This window comes from Microcystis protocystis FBCC-A270 (assembly GCF_050500235.1).
GTDB classification, from domain to species: domain Bacteria; phylum Cyanobacteriota; class Cyanobacteriia; order Cyanobacteriales; family Microcystaceae; genus Microcystis; species Microcystis ichthyoblabe_A.
Map to the genome: position 1 here is coordinate 4,379,972 of NZ_CP191407.1, position 20,438 is coordinate 4,400,409.

17 protein-coding genes are annotated in these 20,438 nt (G+C 43.0%); 12 read left to right on the forward strand and 5 right to left on the reverse strand.

From position 1 onward, the window contains the following. Window positions 1-23: 23 nt before the first annotated feature. On the reverse strand, window positions 24-1,952 hold the full coding sequence (locus ACQY1X_RS21385; protein WP_430015130.1) for a sensor histidine kinase: 1,929 nt from the start codon (window positions 1,950-1,952) through the stop codon (window positions 24-26). Between the two features lie 91 nt (window positions 1,953-2,043). Between ACQY1X_RS21385 and ACQY1X_RS21390 the strand changes: the two genes are divergently transcribed. Both ACQY1X_RS21390 and ACQY1X_RS21395 read left to right on the forward strand, forming a co-directional pair. Further along, on the forward strand, window positions 2,044-2,724 hold the full coding sequence (locus tag ACQY1X_RS21390) for a RibD family protein (RefSeq protein ID WP_430013526.1): 681 nt from the start codon (window positions 2,044-2,046) through the stop codon (window positions 2,722-2,724). A 255-nt stretch (window positions 2,725-2,979) separates the two neighbouring features. Further along, a complete protein-coding gene (locus tag ACQY1X_RS21395) occupies window positions 2,980-4,170 on the forward strand; it encodes a GNAT family N-acetyltransferase (RefSeq protein WP_430015131.1) in 1,191 nt (396 codons plus the stop codon). A gap of 30 nt (window positions 4,171-4,200) precedes the next feature. On the opposite strand, the gene ACQY1X_RS21400 is transcribed toward ACQY1X_RS21395, so the two are convergent. Then, the gene (locus tag ACQY1X_RS21400) at window positions 4,201-4,785 is read right to left on the reverse strand and encodes a tRNA-(ms[2]io[6]A)-hydroxylase (RefSeq protein ID WP_002778708.1); all 585 of its coding nucleotides are present in this window, start codon (window positions 4,783-4,785) and stop codon (window positions 4,201-4,203) included. 132 nt (window positions 4,786-4,917) lie between these two features. On the opposite strand from ACQY1X_RS21400, the gene glyS reads away from it, so the two are divergent. The 4 genes from glyS (at window position 4,918) to ACQY1X_RS21420 (ending at window position 10,177) form a co-directional block, all read left to right on the forward strand. Beyond that, window positions 4,918-7,050, forward strand: a complete 2,133-nt coding sequence (glyS, locus tag ACQY1X_RS21405) for a glycine--tRNA ligase subunit beta (RefSeq protein WP_430015132.1) — start codon at window positions 4,918-4,920, stop codon at window positions 7,048-7,050. Window positions 7,051-7,207: 157 nt separating this feature from the next. Then, window positions 7,208-7,597: a hypothetical protein gene (locus ACQY1X_RS21410; RefSeq protein ID WP_024969902.1), complete on the forward strand. Its 390-nt coding sequence runs from the start codon at window positions 7,208-7,210 to the stop codon at window positions 7,595-7,597. A gap of 83 nt (window positions 7,598-7,680) precedes the next feature. After that, a complete protein-coding gene (gene bchI / locus ACQY1X_RS21415) occupies window positions 7,681-8,754 on the forward strand; it encodes a magnesium chelatase ATPase subunit I (RefSeq protein WP_002791921.1) in 1,074 nt (357 codons plus the stop codon). Between the two features lie 334 nt (window positions 8,755-9,088). Continuing rightward, window positions 9,089-10,177: a glycosyl transferase gene (locus ACQY1X_RS21420; RefSeq protein ID WP_069474490.1), complete on the forward strand. Its 1,089-nt coding sequence runs from the start codon at window positions 9,089-9,091 to the stop codon at window positions 10,175-10,177. Window positions 10,178-10,694: 517 nt separating this feature from the next. On the opposite strand, the gene ACQY1X_RS21425 is transcribed toward ACQY1X_RS21420, so the two are convergent. Together ACQY1X_RS21425 and ACQY1X_RS21430 are read right to left on the reverse strand one after the other, a co-directional pair. Further along, window positions 10,695-11,576 (reverse strand): universal stress protein, encoded by an 882-nt coding sequence (locus ACQY1X_RS21425; RefSeq protein ID WP_430013528.1) that lies wholly within the window; start codon window positions 11,574-11,576, stop codon window positions 10,695-10,697. A 133-nt stretch (window positions 11,577-11,709) separates the two neighbouring features. Then, complete coding sequence (locus ACQY1X_RS21430) at window positions 11,710-11,910, reverse strand: NblA/ycf18 family protein (protein ID WP_002739006.1); 201 nt, start codon at window positions 11,908-11,910, stop codon at window positions 11,710-11,712. Between the two features lie 565 nt (window positions 11,911-12,475). Here ACQY1X_RS21430 and ACQY1X_RS21435 point away from each other — a divergent pair. Continuing rightward, complete coding sequence (locus ACQY1X_RS21435; RefSeq protein ID WP_002738382.1) at window positions 12,476-13,006, forward strand: RNA recognition motif domain-containing protein; 531 nt, start codon at window positions 12,476-12,478, stop codon at window positions 13,004-13,006. A 72-nt stretch (window positions 13,007-13,078) separates the two neighbouring features. After that, window positions 13,079-13,789: a ribose-5-phosphate isomerase RpiA gene (rpiA, locus tag ACQY1X_RS21440; protein ID WP_002738940.1), complete on the forward strand. Its 711-nt coding sequence runs from the start codon at window positions 13,079-13,081 to the stop codon at window positions 13,787-13,789. 492 nt (window positions 13,790-14,281) lie between these two features. On the opposite strand, the gene ACQY1X_RS21445 is transcribed toward rpiA, so the two are convergent. After that, window positions 14,282-15,010 (reverse strand): GDSL-type esterase/lipase family protein, encoded by a 729-nt coding sequence (locus tag ACQY1X_RS21445; protein WP_430013529.1) that lies wholly within the window; start codon window positions 15,008-15,010, stop codon window positions 14,282-14,284. Between the two features lie 225 nt (window positions 15,011-15,235). Here ACQY1X_RS21445 and ACQY1X_RS21450 point away from each other — a divergent pair, with 225 nt between their 5' ends. The 4 genes from ACQY1X_RS21450 to clpB all read left to right on the forward strand — a co-directional run bounded on the left by ACQY1X_RS21450 (window position 15,236) and on the right by clpB (window position 19,927). Next, on the forward strand, window positions 15,236-16,129 hold the full coding sequence (locus tag ACQY1X_RS21450) for a methylenetetrahydrofolate reductase (protein ID WP_012266671.1): 894 nt from the start codon (window positions 15,236-15,238) through the stop codon (window positions 16,127-16,129). Window positions 16,130-16,246: 117 nt separating this feature from the next. Next, window positions 16,247-16,555, forward strand: a complete 309-nt coding sequence (locus ACQY1X_RS21455) for a hypothetical protein (protein ID WP_002759516.1) — start codon at window positions 16,247-16,249, stop codon at window positions 16,553-16,555. 22 nt (window positions 16,556-16,577) lie between these two features. Then, window positions 16,578-17,063: a GNAT family N-acetyltransferase gene (locus ACQY1X_RS21460; RefSeq protein WP_002797118.1), complete on the forward strand. Its 486-nt coding sequence runs from the start codon at window positions 16,578-16,580 to the stop codon at window positions 17,061-17,063. Window positions 17,064-17,266: 203 nt separating this feature from the next. Then, window positions 17,267-19,927 (forward strand): ATP-dependent chaperone ClpB, encoded by a 2,661-nt coding sequence (gene clpB, locus ACQY1X_RS21465; protein ID WP_002739103.1) that lies wholly within the window; start codon window positions 17,267-17,269, stop codon window positions 19,925-19,927. Window positions 19,928-20,438 lie beyond the last annotated feature (511 nt).

The following is a 20,438-nucleotide window of genomic DNA, read 5'->3' on the forward strand; positions in this document are numbered from 1 at the left end:
TACAGTAGTTAAATAGAGATATTTTAGCTTTTAAGAGAAGGAAGAATCGGCAAAGATGAGTTTTCCTCTGGTGGGGTAAAATCAAGCTTTCTTTCCCCCACCAGAGGAAGAATAATTTCTACAGTTGTTCCTAAACCTTGACCTTGACTAGAGATAGTAATATCTCCCCCCATTATTTTCATAAAATTCTTAGAAATAGCTAATCCTAAACCCGTACCGCTAAATTTTCTAGTTGTGGAACCATCAATCATCACAAAAGGACGGAATAATTTTAATTGCTGCTGGGGGTCGATACCGATTCCTGTATCGATTATAGTGATAATAGCCTGTGGATATTCTAAGTGAGTTATCAGAGAAATAGTTCCCGTCTCGGTAAATTTAATTGAGTTAGAAATAACATTCAAAATTACCTGTTTTAATTTAGTGGGATCAGCATAGACTATCGGATTTTCTGGACAGAAAAGCAAATTTAATTTTAAGTGCTTACCCTGCAGCGATGCTGTTTGTAAATTAATAACTTCATTGATAATTTGGTGTAAATCTACTGGTTCAGGATTAACGGAAAGTTTGCCTGCTTCTATTTTAGCAATACTGAGAATATCATCAATAATTTCCAAAAGATGTACGGCTGCCTTATCCGCTTGTTGCAAATATTCTTTTTCCTCCTCTTCACTGTTACAAAATCCATCCATAACGCAACGAATTGAGCCAATAATACCATTGAGAGGGGTGCGTAATTCGTGGGAAGTATTCGCCAAAAATTGGTTTTTTAATTGATTAGCATTTTCCGCTTCTTGCCAACTCTTAACTATTTCCTCTCCCCAAAGACGTAAACGTTCGAGCATTTCCTCTAGGGACGAGGCTAACTGATTAATTTCTCTAATATTAAAATTTTGTGGTCTAATCTTTTGGGAAGGAATTTTCTGAATATTTAAGGCATAATCTCGCAGTTTTTCTAAAGGTCTAGCTAAATCCCTAGCAATAAGTACAATAGCCACTAAATAAGCTAATAATAAACCAGAAATTAGATAAAAAATTGCCTCCCAAATTTGTTGTAGAGGAGACAGAGCTTGGGAGAGAGAACTAATGGCTAAAACTACCCATTTTTGGGATGATTCTCCCGTAACTGGACTGGGGAGGAAACTGTAACCAGCGACTAATTCTTTGCCATATTTCTCGAAAGAAAATAAATGGAGAAATCTCTGTCGACCTCTAACAGCATTATCGATGATCAGATTGAGACGTTCCGCATCAGCTTCTTGACTGATATGGCTACCAATGCGATGAAAATAGGGATGAGCGAGAATAATGCCATTTTCAGAAATAACCACGGGATAACCTGACAAAGAACCGGGTAAAACCTTCTCACCGTAAAGTAGAGAAGCTTGCAGAATTAGACCAGATTGTAATTGTCCTTGATCATCGTAGATGGGAACGGCAAAGACTAATTCTAATTGACGATTGTTATCGGGAGATTTAATTAGAAATTTTCTAGGTAAACTTTTAACTAAAATATTCTCGATATTCCTGGCAAAGCTATTCCGTTTTTCTGCCCATCTTTCCAGAGGCAAAATTTTGAGGGTTTCTGGTTCACAGGCTCGATTTAATAAAGGTTTCTTGGTCTTAATATCAATTAATTCCACACAGTTAATCTGATTAGGAAGCATCGCTGTTAATTGTTGTAAAAAAGCTTCTTTTTCGGCTAAGGTTCCCTGTTTTAAAACCAGACTTTCCCCCGCAGTGATCAGATTGGCCCGCAAAAGTTGAATTGATTGCTCAATATTATCTGCTTTTCTGATGGCACTTTCGGTGAGATTTTGACGGGCCGTTTCCAAAAAAGCCGATCGCGCCTTACGATAGGTAACATAAACCCCCATTAGTAGTACAGGAACACTAACCAGGAGTAAGCGAGAGAGCAAAATACGACGAAAGGAGGATTGACCGATAGACATGGGCGGAAATTGGTTTGATTCTTGCTATCAAACTCTAGACTATACTAGCCTATTCACCAATCGGACCTGGTGATATCCCTCATCATTTACTATGAATCATCCTCACACCACCGTTATTTTAGCCATGAGTGCCGATGGTAAAATTGCCGACGCCTACCAGTCAGCGGCCAGATTTGCCTCTGCTACCGATAAAATGCGTCTAGAACAACATTTATCCCGCATGGATGCCGCTTTATTCGGTGCTAACACCCTGCGCGCTTATCACACCAGTCTTCCTATCCGTCATGGCGATTTTCTCGCTTATCGTCAACAACGGGGATTATCCCCGCAGCCGATACAGATCGTTTGTTCTCATTCGGGCCTGCTTGATCCCCGGATGAAATTTTTTCAGCAGCCTTTTCCTCGCTGGTTAATCACGGCAGCGGAAAAAGTGGTGGCATGGGAAAATCGGGGTTTATTTGAGCTTGTCTTAGTCTGCGGCGATTGGAAGGCTATTTTTAGTCAATTTACCGCCCTAGGTATCAAAAAACTGGCGATTCTGGGAGGAGGTGAATTAATTGCCTCTCTTTTAGCTGAAGATTTAATCGATGAAATCTATCTAACCATTTGTCCTTTGCTGTTAGGAGGCAATAAAGCGGCAACTCCCCTGGGAGGAACTGGATTTCTGGCAGATTCTGCCAGAAAATTACGACTTTTGAGCGTGGAAACCGTGGAAGCAGAAATTTTCCTACATTATTCCCTTGAACGAGATTGCCACAAATCTCAAAACTAGATTACCTTAAATAGGGTCTGCTGAAAAAGTTTGTTGGTGGCGGCAGGGTGTGGGGTGTAGGGTGTAGGGTGTAGGGTTTTACCGATTTTGAGGTAGTCAGTTACCTAATTTTCAGGGAAAAAGTCCCGGAATTTTACCCCTGATCACTCCCAGTCCGGCACTTTTTGATTGCCAAAAAGTCTAAAAGTCTTACCCAACAAGGTTTTTAGATTTATTCAGCATACCTTAGATAAAAAGGTTGACTTATCTTGTCCCATGGTAGAACAGCTTAAACCCCAATATTCTGTCGTTTGGATTGATAAAATGAGTGAGATTCCCCAACAAAAATGGGATGCTCTCGCTCAACCCCTAACTACTCCCTTTCTCGAGTGGGAATGGTTACATAATATCGAAACTTCCGGCAGCGCTACGGGACGGACGGGGTGGCAACCTGCTCATCTAACAGTTTGGTGCGGTGCTGAGTTAATTGCCGCCGCTCCTTTGTATATTAAAAGTCATAGTTACGGTGAATTTGTCTTTGACCACCAATGGGCAGATCTTTCCCATCGTTTGGGGATTAGGTACTATCCGAAACTGTTAGGAATGACCCCTTTTACTCCGGCGGTAGGTTATCGTTTTTTAATTGCTCCGGGGGAAAATGAACTGGAAATTACTGCTTTAATGATAGCGGCTATTGATCATTTTTGTGACCAAAATAATCTGTCGGGTTGTCATTTTCTTTTTGTGGATCCCCAATGGCGAATTTTAATGGAAAATTTGGGCTTTACCCCCTGGTTACACCATAGTTATATTTGGAATAACAAGGGTTTTCAAAGTTTTGAAGATTATCTGACGGTTTTTAATGCTAATCAACGCCGCAATATTAAACGGGAACGGAAAGCGGTGACTAATGCGGGGTTAATTATTAAAACTCTGGCTGCCGAAGAAATTCCCCATCATTTATTCCCGTTAATTTATCGGTTTTATAGCAGTACCTGTGATAAATTTTACTGGGGAAGTAAATATCTGACACAGAAATTTTTTGAACAATTATATCCGAATTATCGTCAGCGAGTGGTTTTGATTACTGCCTACCAAAATGACAAGGATACTAAACCGGTGGGTTTATCTTTTTGTATTCGCAAAGATACTAATCTTTATGGTCGTTACTGGGGCAGTTTTCAAGAGTATGACTGTTTACATTTTGAAGCTTGTTACTATCAACCGATCGATTGGGCAATTAGTCAAGGTATTACCGTGTTTGACCCGGGTGCGGGAGGACAACATAAAAAAAGACGGGGTTTTCCTGCCACTGCTAATCATAGTTTACACCGTTTTTATCATGGCAAAATGACTCAAATTCTCCGCAATTATATCCAAGAAATTAATCAAATGGAACAGGAAGAAATTGATGCAATCAATCAAGATTTACCCTTTTCTAAGAGAGAAATTGAGTTGAACGAGTAATTTAGATAGGGTTTGTCCCTATTAGTGCAATCAACTATGAATACGAGGTTCCGGGTGCAGAGTAGTGAGAATTTCACTTTCGATCGCCGCTAGGGTTTCTAAACGTTGCTCGATCACTGTCCGTTCAAAATAATCCGCTGCTAATAGCCAATAAATACCATAATGACGCGCTTCGGAAGCCATTAAACCGCGATAAAATTTGCCTAAATCGGGATCAGGACAATATTCTCCCAATAAACCTAATCTTTCGTGGGAACGCGCCTCAATTAAAGCTGATATTAACAGAGAATCCAAAAGGCGATCGGGTTCTTGGTGACGAATCTGGGCCTTCAATTTAGCACCATAGGGGGGAGAATTTAAGGGAGCGAGGGGAATTCCCCATTTATCTAACCATTGATTGACCTGTTCAAAATGTTCTAATTCCTCTTGTGCGATCGCCGTTAATTTCCGCACGAGGGAAGCGTAGGAAGGATAACGAAACATGAGATTTAATGCCACTCCTGCCGCTTTTCGCTCACAATGGGAATGATCGAGCAGAATAATCTCTAAATTATTAATTGCCTGTTCTATCCAATCCTCAGAGGTGGCACTGACTAATAAATTAATCTTTCCCATCGTCGCTGATTCCAATGTGCTGCATCTTTCACCCTAACCCAAAAAGTCGAACAACACCAGTCAAAAACTAAGGACACGGCTTCTGTGATAGCCTAGATGATTGGTGAAGCATAAACACGGCCAATCAATCAGATGGATTTTTTACTTGAAGTCGGTACAGAAGAACTACCCGCAGATTTTGTCGATAGCGCGATCGCACAATGGCGGGAAAGAGTTAGCAAGAGTTTAGAGACGGAATCTCTGGACGCTACTGCTATTCAAGTTTACGGAACCCCGCGCCGTTTGGCCGTGTTAATCACAGGATTACCAAGGGAGCAAGAAGCTCGCAGCGAGGAGATCAAAGGACCGCCAGTTAGTGCAGCCTACAAAAATGGCCAAATTACCCCCGCTGGTGAGGGTTTTGCTCGAAAACAGGGAGTTAGCACCGACGCTTTCTCCATTCGTGCCACAGACAAAGGAGAATTTGTCTATATTGAAAAAACGATTCCGGGTCGTCAAACAGCCGAGATTTTAACTGAATTAATTCCCCAATGGATTACCCGTTTGGAAGGAAGACGTTTTATGCGTTGGGGAGATGGAGACTTAAGATTTCCCCGGCCAATTCGTTGGTTATTAACTTTAGTGGATGGGGAAGTTTTGCCCCTAGAATTAATTAATGGCTCTACCACTTTAACCAGCGATCGCTTAACTTTTGGTCATCGCATTCTACACCCGCAATCCTTAGCCATTAGTCATCCCCAAGCATATTTAACCAGTTTGCGCTCGATTTTTGTGGAAGCGGATCCGCAAGTGCGTCAACAGATAATTACCGATCAGATTACCACCCTAGCCAAAAAGCTGGAGGGAGTGGCAGAAATTCCCGCAGATTTATTAGCAGAAGTGACTAACTTAGTCGAATATCCCACGGCAATTGTCGGCAAATTTGACGATGAATTTCTGGAATTACCCCCAGAAGTAATTATTACTGTGATGGTGACACATCAGCGTTATTTCCCGGTGAAAACTCCCCAGGGTTTGTCACCCTATTTCATCACTATTTCTAATGGCGATCCCCAGAAATCTGAGATTATCTCCGCAGGAAATGAAAGGGTTATCCGCGCACGGTTAGCCGATGCCAGATTTTTCTATACTGCCGATTGTGATGAACCCTTAGATAGTTTTCTTCCCCAACTGGAAACCGTCACTTTCCAAGAAGAATTGGGAACCATGCGCGATAAAGTCGATCGGATTATGGAAATTGCCCAGATGATCGTCGAACAGTTAAATCTCGATGAACAAAGTCGCAGTGATATAGAGTCCACTGCCATGCTTTGTAAAGCGGATTTAGTTACCCAAATGGTTTATGAATTCCCCGAATTACAGGGAATAATGGCCGAAAAATATGCTTTAATTAGTGGTGAATCGGCTGTAGTTGCCCGGGGCATTTTTGAACATTATCTGCCTCGCAATTCTGGGGATATACTCCCGGAAACAATCACCGGTCAAGTGGTGGGAATTGCCGATCGATTAGATACTTTAGTCGGTATTTTTGGACTGGGAATGCTACCCACTGGTTCCTCAGATCCCTTCGCTCTCCGTCGGGCTGCCAATGCAATAATTAGTATTATCTGGTCAGCCGATTTTAATATCAATCTTTTGGCATTAATTGAGCAGATAGCTCAGGATTTTGTCACCAGTCATCCCGATAAACCCAACCCAGTCAATCTGATTAAAGATTTCTTTTTACAACGTCTGCAAACTCTCTTAATTGATGATTTGAGGATAGATTATGATCTCGTTAATGCAGTTTTAGGGGAAAACGATCCAGAGTATAAGTCTCGCGCTTTAGAAAATTTATTAGATACCCGTGAACGCGCTCGCTTTTTATCCCAAATTCGTCAGGATGGTCAGTTAGCCAACATCTATGAAACCGTCAATCGCTCGACCCGTTTAGCACAAAAAGGAGATTTAGATACAACTACCCTAGAAACCAAAGGAATCATCGATAGGGAGTTATTTGAACAATCCTCCGAACCAGCATTTTGTGACGCTTTAATTGCCCTAATTCCCGAAACTATCAGCGCAAGAGAGCAAAGAGATTATCAGCGTCTCGTCACTGCTTTAACAGCAATTTCTCCCCTGGTGGCTGACTTTTTTGATGGCGAAAATAGTGTGTTAGTCATGGCCGAAAAAGAATCTGTCCGTCGCAATCGTTTAAATCTGTTGGGTTTACTGCGAAATCACGCCCGAGTTCTAGCAGATTTTGGCGCAATTGTCAAGGGATAATTCAGTTATCAGTGATCAGTTATCAGTTATCAGTTATCAGATTTGAGTTTTCAGTTCACTGATTACTGTTCACTCAAAACACTTCATAATTCATAATTCATAATTCATAATTCATAATTCATAATTCATAATTCATAATTCCCCACTGATAACTGAAATGGCCGATTTTGAACTACAGCAACAGGTCAAAAGATTACATCGACTGACGGTATGGGGTCGTTGGTTATTTGTGTTGGGTTGTTGGTTAGTGATTGGTTCGGCGAGTTTATGGGTTTTATGGGATGATATAGCCTTAATGCGGCAATATTTTACTTGGACAGCCCTTAGATACGCTTTAGCTTTCAATTACTGGCCTTCTATCGGTCTAGCCTTTTGTCTTGCCATTACAGGAGCCGTGTTAGTCTGGCAAAGTCGCAACATTATTTTAGGACTTTCCCCGAGAGAAAAACTGCGCTTAGAGCAACGGGTGCAGAAAATTCAGGCCAAAGGGCCGGGTCATCCCCTCTGGCGCTGGATCTTAAAAAGCAGGGAAAAAGACTTACAATGATAAGGCTTTGCTGAAAGCTGACGGCTAGAACCCACACTAGATATAATTCTTTACGCAACAACTCTTGACTTTTGAATCCACTTATGACCGTGACTCCCCAAGCTCCTCCGAAAACTCGCCGCGTGGTTTTTCCCTTCACCGCTATTGTCGGCCAGGAAGAAATGAAATTATCCCTAATGCTCAACGTCATCGACCCCAAAATTGGCGGGGTGATGATTATGGGAGATCGAGGTACGGGAAAATCGACCACAATTAGGGCTTTAGCCGACCTTTTACCAGAAATTGACGTAGTTGCTAACGATCCCTTTAATTCTGACCCCAATGATCCCGATTTAATGAGCGATGAGGTGCGGCAAAGGGTGGACGAGGCCATTCCCTTGACCATTGCCAAGAAAAAAGTCACTATGGTAGATTTGCCCCTCGGTGCGACGGAGGATCGGGTCTGTGGCACGATTGACATCGAAAAGGCTTTATCAGAAGGGGTAAAAGCTTTTGAACCCGGTTTGCTGGCCAAAGCTAACCGCGGCATTCTCTATGTGGATGAAGTCAATTTACTTGACGATCACCTCGTCGATGTGCTATTAGATTCGGCCGCTAGTGGTTGGAATACGGTGGAACGGGAAGGAATTTCCATCCGTCACCCGGCCCGGTTTGTTTTGGTGGGATCGGGCAACCCAGAAGAGGGAGAATTGCGCCCACAACTGCTCGATCGCTTCGGAATGCACGCCGAGATTCACACCGTCAAAGAACCACCTCTACGGGTCAAAATCGTGGAACAGCGTGCGGAATTTGATGGCAATCCTCTCTCGTTTTTAGAGAAATATAACTTAGAACAGGAAGAACTGCAAAGAAAGCTCGTGGAGGCCCAAAATCTTTTGCCTTCCGTGGAGCTTGATTATGAGCTGCGGGTGAAAATTTCCGAGGTTTGTTCCGAGTTGGACGTAGATGGATTGCGCGGCGATATCGTTACCAATCGCGCCGCTAAAGCTCTGGCCGCTTTGGAAGGACGGACCACTGTGACGGTAGATGATATCCGTCGGGTAATTGTTCTCTGTTTACGTCACCGTTTGCGGAAAGATCCGCTAGAATCGATCGATTCTGGTTATAAAGTCTTGAAAGCTTTTAATCGCGTCTTTGGATTAGAGGAAAATTCCTAAATCTAATTCACCCTCTCTGCGAAGAGAGGGTTTTTTAATAGTCAAAAGTGATGAAAGCATTATTTTGACCTCTGACTGGGAGAATTTTAATCGCTTTTTTCCTTTTACTTAGATATTACAGCGTTTGTGTTAAAGATCAAGTATGATCTGACAGGGCATCGTCTCGGAGTATCCCGACTCCCCAAAAGGAAAACTTCGTATCTGACCATTAAGATAACTGCTAAGTACCTAAGCAAAATTAATTACACATATCTAACCACCTCTTGCCTCTTGCCTTTTGCCTTTTGCCTTTTGCCTATCTTCCCTAGGAAATTTATTTTACACGACTACTTATATGTCTCGTCCTGTTGTTTATTTTGCCGTTACTAATCATGGTTTTGGCCATGCCGTCCGCAGTGCTTCAGTAGTAGCTAATATTATTGAACTTAATCCCGAAATTTTGCCGATATTAGTCACCACGGCCCCGCGCTGGTTATTAGATTCCTATATATCCGGAGAATATATTCAAAGACCCCGAGGGTTTGATGTGGGGGTAATCCAATCGGATAGTTTAACGATGGATAAATTAGCTACTAAAGAAAAATTAGAACAAATAATTGCTCAATCAAGGGCAATTATTGCCAGTGAAGTTAATTTTATTAAAACTAATCGTGTGGGTTTAGTTGTGGCCGATTTACCGCCTTTAGCGGCACTAATTGCCAAAAGTGCGGGGCTTCCTTGTTGGATGATTGGTAACTTTGGCTGGGATTTTATCTATCGTGATTGGGGTGAAGAATTTGCCAGTATTAGTGATTGGATCAGTCGTTGTTATAATCAATGTGATCGCTTATTTAAACTGCCTTTAGCAGAAGCGATGACAGCATTTCCTCACATTACAGAAGCAAATTTAACCGGGGGTACACCCCGCTACAGTGAAGAACAATTGCGACAGGAGTTTAAGCTAAATGCCCCTAAAGAAAAAACTATTTTATTGAGTTTTGGGGGGTTAGGATTAGAAGCAATTCCATATAATAACCTCGCCAGTTTTCCCGATTGGCAATTTATCACTTTTGAAAAAAACGCGCCCGAATTGCCCAATTTAGTCCGCTTACAGGATAAACTAGATCGGAGCTATCGTCCCGTGGATTTTATGCCCCTGTGCGATCGAATTATTTCCAAACCGGGATATAGTACCTTTGCCGAGGCTTTAAAATTAGAGGTGCCGATTGTTTCCCTAATTCGAGAAGGTTTCGCCGAATCAGCGATTTTATTGGCTGGAATCCAAGATTATAGTTATCATCAAATCATTAGCAGTGAAGAATTTTTTCAAGGTAATTGGGACTTTTTACGCCAAGCCCCCCAACCGCCACGATTAAAGGTTAAACTGCCTAAAGATGGTGCAGAATCGATAGCGAGAGCTATCGTAGAATACTTTGAGAGGTAATAGTAATGATTAACTTAGCCAATTTAACCTCTGATTATTAAGTAGGTAGGCATTAAAAATTATCAGACACCCCCCTTATCAAGGGGGGATTAAGGGTAGGGGCAGGGTAGCTCAGAGGCAAAATCCATCTTCAATTTAATTATAACTACTTAGGGTCTGCTGAAAAAGTTTTTCCTGGGGGTAGGAGTCAGGAGTCTCCGAGTCAGTAGCCGGTCGTTTCAGGCTTTGTTGCCCTTGTTTTTTGTATCAAGCAATGTACTACAAGAAGGATAATGCAAGGTTTGTGAAAGTCCCAATCCTATTTTCGCAGCATGAACATCGGACTTTAACAGGTCAAAAGCTTTATTTTAAAAGGGTTTTACCATTATTCAGCAGACCCTACTTACTGAAGTTAATTTCCTCCAAATTTTTGCGGCTCTCTTGTCTTTTTTGTGATAGGTTTTAGCGCTCGAATTTGTCTTCCTCTCTCTGTCCTTTGTACCTTTGTGGTTTATCCCCAAGAGAGCCTTTTTCCAGTCTATCCCTTCGGTGAGAAAAATAAGAGCGGAAACCACAGTTGATGAAGAATATCTTCATTAATCCGACGCACGGCTAACCATTCCAACATATTAGAACGATGGCAGGTGGCCACTGCGATCGCACTGATATCATTTTCTTCTGCTGCCGTCAAAACTTCTAATACAGGTGTTCCTGATCGCACTTGGCTCTTTACTTGCAAACCGAGTTTTTCTAGTCGCGCTTGCACCGCTTCTAATTCCCGACGAGCATCATTAAAACGGTATTCGGTGACACCGGGATCGCGACTGATATTTTCTACTACCCGGAGGAGAAGACATTGCTCAAAAGAGCCGGGGGCGCGGATTTGAGCGTATTTTTCTATCTGTTCAATTAGATAAATTGCGTCGGGACTGCCATCGTAGGGAATTAATAAATGTTTCCAGAGATGCTGACAGCGCAGGGCCAATTCATCGCGAGTATAAACTGATAATAATTGCGGTCGGAAAATCAGCAGCGGAATATCGGTCATACCTGCGATCGCTAAACTGGTACTACCGAATAATTTTTCTTGGACAGCACCGCGCATGGGATTTCCCATCAAAATCACGTCAATAGAGTGATTAGCGAGGATTTCCCGCACGGCATCCACGGGACGACGGTTAGAGATTTCGACAATAACTGTCATACCGTCGGGAATATTTGCTAAAGCTGGAGATAATTTTTCTTTGGCCGCGTCAATTTTTGCTTGATCTACGGCAGCTAGGGTGGGTTGTTCCCAAACCGGAATACTGTGGAGGAAGATAACTTGTTTTAAGCCGCTCAGGGCTAAGTGTGGCACACAATGGACAAGACGATGGAGACCATCGAAAAGATCTGTACAGATCAAAGCGCGCTCGAACATAAATTAACCCCCAGCAGTTCGGTTATTCTTCCCTAAGAATAGCTAAAAAGGTGAAGAAATGCGCCCCGCATCCCTAGCTCGTTTCCGGAGAAACCCAGCCGGAGAAAGAGGTCGCCCGAAGGGGTGAAATGAGTTACTGGGGGGCCCAGGGATTAGAATCTAGACCCCACTGGTGTTTGAGAAAAGCTTTGTACATATTTTCTCTGACCATCATTTGTTCGTAGAGCTTGATCAGGAAGTCCTGCGCTTGCTCCTGACTCATTTTTTCTACCTGAGTCTGAAAAGAACGAATGTTGAACTGTTGTTCTAAGGAAAGTTCGATCGGTTGAGACATGGTGTTCCTCCTCAATGAAGACAGTGGTTGATCACAAGCGAGATGGGTGATTGGTATCACCTCTTTTCTTTAACTAATGTAACAAATACTTGACAAAGTGTCAATGTATCTGTAGAGAGGGTTTTGCTTTCTCCCTCCTGTTAGCTAGGATACCCCGCCGCCAAAAGCAAAGAAGCATATAATGATACATTTAGCAAGAGTTTTCATAAAATTTTGCTTACTGTGAACAAATACTTAAGTAGTTATACTTAGGCAGCTCAGAGCGAGAGAAAATATTTGACAAATTGTGGAAACATTCTGTAATAATCGAAAAGAGCGACATAAATCGGGTAAGTTGAATGGTTAGGCCTGTTAAAAGCTAAAAACGTAACCCCTAGATTCCGTCCCTCTCGTTGAAATCGTTAAGGATAGTCAAAATTGACGGCCACAGCCGCTATCGTGCAGAAACTACAAGCTTATCGCTGGGAAATATCTTCCTTAGCTCTGTTTGCCTTAAAAAAATCAGCATACAGGCACGGAATGTCGCACAAGTTTTTACATCACCCTATACTTGGAGGAATCCATCATGTCCGTTCGTCTATACGTTGGTAATTTGCCCAAAGAATCCGTCGAGCGCGAAAAATTACAGGCGCTTTTTGCCGATGAAGGGGATACGATCACCACTAAAGTCATCAAAGATCGCAAAACCGGCAAATGTCGCGGTTTTGCCTTCGTTACCGTCCCTAGCGATGAACTAGCTGACCAGTTTATCGAAAAATACAACGGTCAATCCTTCATGGAAAACCCGATCAAAATCGAGAAAGCTCTCCCCCGCAGCAAGGGAGGTAAAGAAGAAGGAGAAGAAGCAGACGGACCGGAGGCCAGCGTAGAAACCCCGGAAAAAGTCGAAAGACCGACTCCGAAACCGACGACGGCGGCACCGCGCAAATCCAGTGGTGGTGGTGGCGGCGGCGGCAAAAAACGCAAGGCTGAACGGGGTGGCAATAATGCCCCGAAAGTTACCAGCGATGGTGACGCTTTACAGCCAGATCCCCGTTGGGCCAATGAATTGGCTAAACTCAAGGAAATGTTAGCAGCTCAGGCCACTAATCCCTAATTCCATTGACAAGAGGGCAAGGGATAGCCGATAACTAAGAGGTTCAAAACATCGCTTTTAGGAGTGTGCATCATGACAGCAATCGATCCGGTCATTCTTATGAAACAGGAGGTCGGTAAGGCCGCCGCTAATCTAGTTCAATCTAATTCGGTCGTGGGATTGGGAACTGGTTCAACGACGGCCTACGCGATCGAATATCTCGGTGCTAGACTGCAAAGCGGGGAAATCAGCAATATTGTCGGGGTTCCTACTTCTTTTCAAGCGCAGGTTTTGGCCCGGAAGTACGGAATTCCCCTCACTACCCTCGATGTCATCGTGAAGATGGATATCGCCATCGATGGGGCCGATGAGGTGGATCCCCAGAAAAATCTGATTAAAGGCGGCGGTGCTGCCCATACTCAGGAGAAAATTGTCGATAGTCTCGCCGATATTTTTGTCGTGGTGGTGGATGGCAATAAGCTGGTGGATAAGTTGGGATCGACTTTTCTTTTGCCGGTGGAAGTGTTACCCATGGCCATGACTCCGGTAATGCGGAAATTAGAGGCCCTCGGTGGTAAACCTTCCCTGCGCATGGGGGTGAAAAAAGCCGGCCCCGTGGTCACAGATCAAGGCAATTTAGTTATCGATGTTAAATTTGATAGTATCGATGATCCGGCTGATTTGGAAAGAACTATTAATAATATGCCGGGGGTTTTAGAAAATGGTTTATTCGTCGGGGTTGCTGATCTGATTCTCGTCGGTGAAATTATCGACGGTAAGCCGGTAGTGCGCGAAATTAAGTAGGCTTAATTATTCTGAAGCTAATAGTGAAACAGGCCTGCCGCCTGTTTTATTAAGTAGTTAGGTGTTAAAAACTATCAGATACCCCCCTTAATAAGGGTAGGGCTATTTCATTCTCAAGAAAAAAGGAGAAATACGGCGAGAAACGAAATTTTAGCGACCTAAAGACAATAATTGGGAGATGCTGATTAAGCTTTTCACCATCGACAATGTACCTCGTGCGAACAGGAAACGCTATAGTCAAGCTAGTTTTTGGAAAATGACGATCAAATATAGTCTGAAAAAATTAACTTTTGATTCAGCTTTTCGAGAATTTATTGAGTCACAAATTCAGAGCAATGATTAGCAAATTCTACCCCTTAATTTACTACATTTTTAACGAGTAGCGCAATTGCCTTTTCAGCATTTTAGTAGATATGTAGGGGGTAAGTTCGGTTATATTGCCGGCTCTTCTGGTTTCTGTAACGCCGCTAGAACCACTGAGAACAGAGGACATCACTTTTGTGCAATTCCTGTGAAAGGTTGAATAAAACTATCCACACCGACAAAGGAGGTGAGGGGCGACCAGTTTAAAATATCCTCTAAAATTGATTGATAGCCCTGGACATTGGGATGAAGTCCATCTTCCATTAATCTTTCTTGGCACCACAGATCACCCCGGTCCATCCAGAGATCAAATAAATCGAGATAGGGAATATTTTGCTCTAGACAAGCTTGTTTAGTGGTTTCCTTAAAACTATACTGATCGCCATGGTTGAAGTAAAAGCAATCTAAAAAGGGCATTTTCCGCTCATCCACGGGAATCATACCTATAAACAAAACCGGGCAAAGAGAACGGGCCCGGCCGAGTAAATGTTCGATTTGAGTTTGAAAAAGATCGTGATCGGTATAAGTACGACCATCGGGCCGGCCTAAACGGGCTGTATCATTAACACCGACGGAGAGAAGAATCAGGTCGGGGAGACGATTGCGAATTTCCCCCCTGAGACGAAATTCCTGTTCTAAACGTTCGGACACTTGTACCACTCGATCGCCGCGAATCCCCAAATTATACAGGGCATGACCGGCACTTTCCATCCACAAACGACGTAGGCGCTCGGCCCAACCGCCACCCACGGGGTCGCCATAGCCATACACAAGGCTATCACCTAAAGCGACGATTTTGAGGGGATGGGTCATGATTAGGGCTTTGTCTTTAGTAGGTAAACGAGAAAGAGTTTGCATGATCGCTCGATCGAATCGGTTGTCCTTTACACTTATAAACGAATTTGGTTAAACTGTCCGTGTATTATACTACATTAAAAATTTTTTCCTGCCAGTTAACTTATCTGATATCAGCCAGGTGCTGACACCGACCAGTATAAAACAGCCCGATGATCATTCCTTCCCTCCGAGTGATTTTCGGGCTAAATCTACTATAAAATTTATGGTTAAAACCTAGATAACTTGATGACTACTCGTTTACGACGTGCGGTTCAAGACCGAGAATTTTTGATTACAGCCGAGATTACTCCCCCGAAAGGGGGGAATGCCAGTCATATGCTAGAAATGGCCCTCTGGCTAAAAAATCGCGTTCATGCAGCTAATATTACCGATGGCAGTCGCGCCGTAGTGCGAATGTCCTCTCTGGCGGCCTCCGCTATTCTCTATCAACACGACATCGAACCCATCTGTCAAATGGCCTGTCGCGATCGCAATGTGATCGGATTACAAGCAGATCTAATGGGCGCTCATGCCTTGGGATTGAGAAATATACTAGCTTTAACCGGAGATCCCGTCAAAGCAGGAGATCACCCCCAGGCTAGAGCAGTTTTTGACCTAGAATCGGTACGTTTGTTAAAATTAATCGATAAATTAAATAAAGGTTTTGACTTTAACGATAAATCTTTACCCGATGGACCCCTAGAACTTTTTGCCGGGGCTGCCGTCGATGTGCAGTCAAAAAGTAAGTCTGGTCTTCAACGCCGTTTTGAGCGTAAAATCGAAGCGGGAGCGCAGTTTTTTCAAAGTCAATTAGTTACAGATTTCGAGTGTCTTGATAAGTTCATGCAGCAGGTGGCCTCGCTGGCCGATAAACCGATTCTAGCGGGGATTTTTCTGTTAAAATCAGCTAAAAACGCCGTATTTTTAAATAAAAATGTGCCGGGGGTACAAATTCCCGACCATATCATTCAAAGACTCGCCGATGCAGCCCATCCCCTCGAAGAAGGCATCAAAATCGCCGCCGAACAAATAAAATTAGCCCAGCAGTTATGTCAAGGTGTCCACATCATGGCGATTAAACGGGAGGATTTAGTCCCAAAAATTCTCGACGTGGCCGGTATCCCGCCAGTACATAACTGAGATGAAAAGTCAATAGTTTTTAGAAAAAATTAACTTTCATTTTGACTAGCGGTCTTTTGACAAGAATTCTACCCCTAACCTAGGATGGTAAGGCTCAAAGCATCTTCGGGGTTAAACATGGATTCCAATCTAGGTCAAGAAAAAGAGAATAGTTGTGGTAATTCCGGACGAAAATGGTTGTCGATCGGTATTGCCCCCACTGGTATAATTTCTATTGGCATTGTTCCCATGGGCGTTATTTCCATCGGTATTGTTCCTATGGGAATAGTTTCCATTGGAACCGTGGCCATGGGGACAATTGCGGCCGGTTTTGTTTCCATGGGACTTTTCAGTATTGGTAGCGTTGGGATGGGATTAAATAACGGCCATTTTTCCAATCTTAATTCTCCCCCTGCTGAATCTCCCCATAAACATCATCAGCATTAAAATCAAGATTTGACTAGCAATCATGAATTATTCCATCCGTGCTGCCGTTGCTACCGATGTCAAGGCTATTTTTGACTTAATTGTTGCCTTAGCAGCCTATCAAGAACTCAGCCATTTAATGACAGGAAATAGTCAAGCTTTAGGGGATCATTTATTTGGAGAAAAACCCTACATCGAAGCATTGGTCGCGGAAGTAGAGGGTAGAATAGTCGGTTTTGCCCTATTTTTTGCTAACTATTCCACCTTTATAACTAAACCGGGGATTTACCTGGAAGATATCTTCGTTTTACCCGATTATCGTAGTCAAGGTATCGGGAAAGCTTTACTAATGGCTGTGGCTAAAATTGCCGTCGCTAGGGATGCAGGACTTTTAGAATGGACTGTCTTAGAGTGGAATCAACTGGCGATCGATTTTTATGGAAAAATGGGGGCTAAGGTCTTCAAAGAGTGGCAAATTTGTCGTCTCACCGGGACTGCTTTAACCGAATTGGGTAATAGCGATCAATAAGTCAGACCCGATGAAAAAATTTTCACCCCCACAGATGAAAGAGGTTTCTTTCCCTACACCCCACACCCTACACCCCACACCCTACACCCCACACCCCACACCCTCTTTCAAGTCAGACCCTTTGTCGAGCCTGGAACTTTGTGATCGATCGAGACTCCTTGCTATACTATACCTCTGACACTGGCTTTCCTCATTGGTGCAGAATGCAACCCACAGACTCGAATAAATTTACCGAACAAGCTTGGGATTCGATCGTTAAATCGCAAGAAATTGCGCGACGCTTTAAAAATCAGACCTTAGAGGTGGAACACGTTATTATTGCCCTCCTAGAGCAGAATAACGGTCTAGCCACCCGGATTTTACAAAAAGCTAATATAGAAATTCCGCGACTGCAACAACAGCTAGAAGTCTTCACCAACCGACAGCCGAAAGTGGCCATCGTCGATCAATTATATCTAGGTCGTGGTCTCGATCTGCTGCTCGATCGAGCGGAAGCATCCCGGGAAAGTTGGCAAGATAAATTTATCTCCGTCGAACATCTTCTCGTCGGTTTTGCCGAAGATGAAAGGGTTGGCCGGAAATGTTTACGCACTTTCAATCTTGACCCCCAAGATTTAGAATTAGCCATCAAAGCTATTCGCGGTACTCAAAAGGTTACTGAACCCAATCAAGAGGAAAAATACGAAGCTTTAGATAAATATGGCCGGGATTTAACAGCAGCGGCCAAAGAAGGCAAATTAGACCCGGTTATCGGTCGTGATGAAGAAATTCGACGGGTGGTACAAGTCCTCTCGCGACGGTCGAAAAATAACCCGGTTTTAATCGGTGAACCGGGGGTAGGAAAAACCGCTATCGCTGAAGGATTGGCCCAAAGGATTGTTAACGGAGATGTTCCCGAATCTTTGAAAAATCGTCAGTTAATTTCCCTCGATATGGGAAGTTTAATCGCTGGGGCAAAATATCGAGGAGAATTCGAGGAAAGATTGCGGTCAGTCATGAAAGAAGTTACCCAATCAGAAGGGCGAATTATTCTCTTTATCGATGAACTACATACCGTCGTCGGTGCGGGTTCTAGGGAAGGGGGATCCATGGATGCAGGCAACCTATTAAAACCTATGTTAGCTCGGGGAGAATTGCGCTGTATTGGGGCGACAACTTTGGATGAATATCGCAATCATATTGAAAAAGATCCCCCTTTAGAAAGACGTTTTCAACAGGTTTATATTAAGGAACCTTCCGTGGAGGATACTATCTCGATTCTCCGGGGTTTAAAAGAACGTTATGAGGTGCATCATGGGGTGACAATTACCGATTCGGCCCTAGTGGCAGCAGCTACCTTATCCCATCGTTATATTAGCGATCGTTTTTTACCGGATAAAGCGATCGATTTAGTTGATGAAGCGGCGGCAAAATTAGAGGTAGAAAGTACCACTAAACCTGCCGATTTGGAAATGATAGATCGTCGCTTAATGCAGTTACGGATGGAAAAATTCTCCTTAGAAAAAGAGGAGAAAAAAGATCGAGCTTTTCAAGAGCGTTTAGAAAGAATTATCGAAGAAATTGAGGAATTAGAAAGTAAACAAAAGCCTCTTGCTGACCAATGGCAAACGGAAAAACATATCGCCGAGGAAATTAAATTATTGCGAGAGGAAGAAGAACAATTGCGCCTACAGGTGGAACAGGCGGAACGTGCTTATGATCTCAATAAAGCAGCCCAATTAAAGTATGGCAAACTAGAAATTTTACAAGGGGAATTAGAAGTAAAAGAAAAAGAGCTAGAAACTATTCAAGCGGCAGGTTCGACCCTGTTAAGACAACAGGTAACTGATGCCGATATCGCCGAAATAGTTGCCCGGTGGACAGGAATTCCCGTCAATCGTTTAATGGAATCGGAACGACAAAAATTATTAGAATTAGAGTCTCATTTACAGAAAAAAGTGGTCGGACAAAATGAAGCGGTCACGGCAGTAGCAGCGGCGATTCGACGCGCACGCGCAGGAATGAAAGATCCCTCCCGTCCGATTGGTTCATTTCTATTTATGGGACCCACAGGAGTGGGTAAAACCGAGTTAGCGCGGGCCTTGGCGGGGTTACTGTTCGACTCCGAGGAAGCCATGGTTCGCATCGATATGTCGGAATACATGGAAAAACACGCGGTTTCGCGGTTAATCGGCGCTCCTCCGGGTTATGTGGGTTACGAGGAAGGGGGACAACTATCGGAAGCGGTGCGTCGTCGTCCCTATTCTGTGGTTTTATTGGATGAAGTGGAGAAGGCCCATCGGGATGTTTTTAACATTTTATTACAAGTGCTTGACGATGGGCGCATTACCGACTCTCAGGGGCGAGTGGTGGATTTTCGGAATACGATTATCGTCATGACCAGTAATATTGGCAGTGACCATATTTTAAATGTTTCCGAAGATGCCGATTATGAGGAGATGCGGAAACGGGTTTTAACAGCTTTGCGGAGTCATTTTCGTCCCGAATTTTTGAATCGTATCGACGATTTAATTATTTTCCATACCCTGAAAAAAGAAGAATTGCGTTATATTGTTCGTCTGCAATTACAGCGTCTGGAAAGATTATTAGGAGAACAAAAAATCAATCTAGAATTAACTACGGCTGCAGAAAATCATATCGTTACTGTTGGTTACGATCCCACCTACGGTGCGCGACCTTTAAAACGTGCTATCCAACGGGAGTTAGAGAATCCTTTAGCCACAAAAATTCTCGAACAAGCTTTTATGGAAGGGGATACGGTGGTAATTGATTGTCTAGATGAGGTGTTAAGTTTTAGCAAAAAGGAGCTAGAAAAGGAAGGGCAAACATTAGAATTAGCTGTGGTTAACCTCAGTTCAGATTAAAACCAGATAGGGGATATATTCCCCCTCTGAGTTTACCGTAACCCCCGCCTATCGGCACCCCCCTTATCAAGGGGGGCAGGGGGGATCGAACCTAAAATCCATTTTTAATTTAATTATAACCAGCTATTTATAACTATGAGTTAGGGATAGGTGTAGCAGCTTATTAAAAGTTGCCAAACATTAATCCAGTGAAGGAGAATTATAATTAGTCAGGAGAATTTATTCTCAATTATAAAAATTGAGAGAGTTTGTGCTGCTTAAATAAAGAGGTTTTGACAACCAAATTCAAGCATATCTAAAGAGTTTTGAGTTAAAAGTTAAACTTCTGGTTTTCATTCAGAACAAATATATTAATTAACTATTTTTTTTGGGAAAATTAGTTAACCGAATCTTATAACATATAATTAATTTGCAAGAATTCTAATGTGCTGCACTGGATGGCAATTCTGCTGCGCTCCATTGCAGCTGTTAAGCTTTGTTGTTAGATCGACAGCTTAACACGGGTTACTTG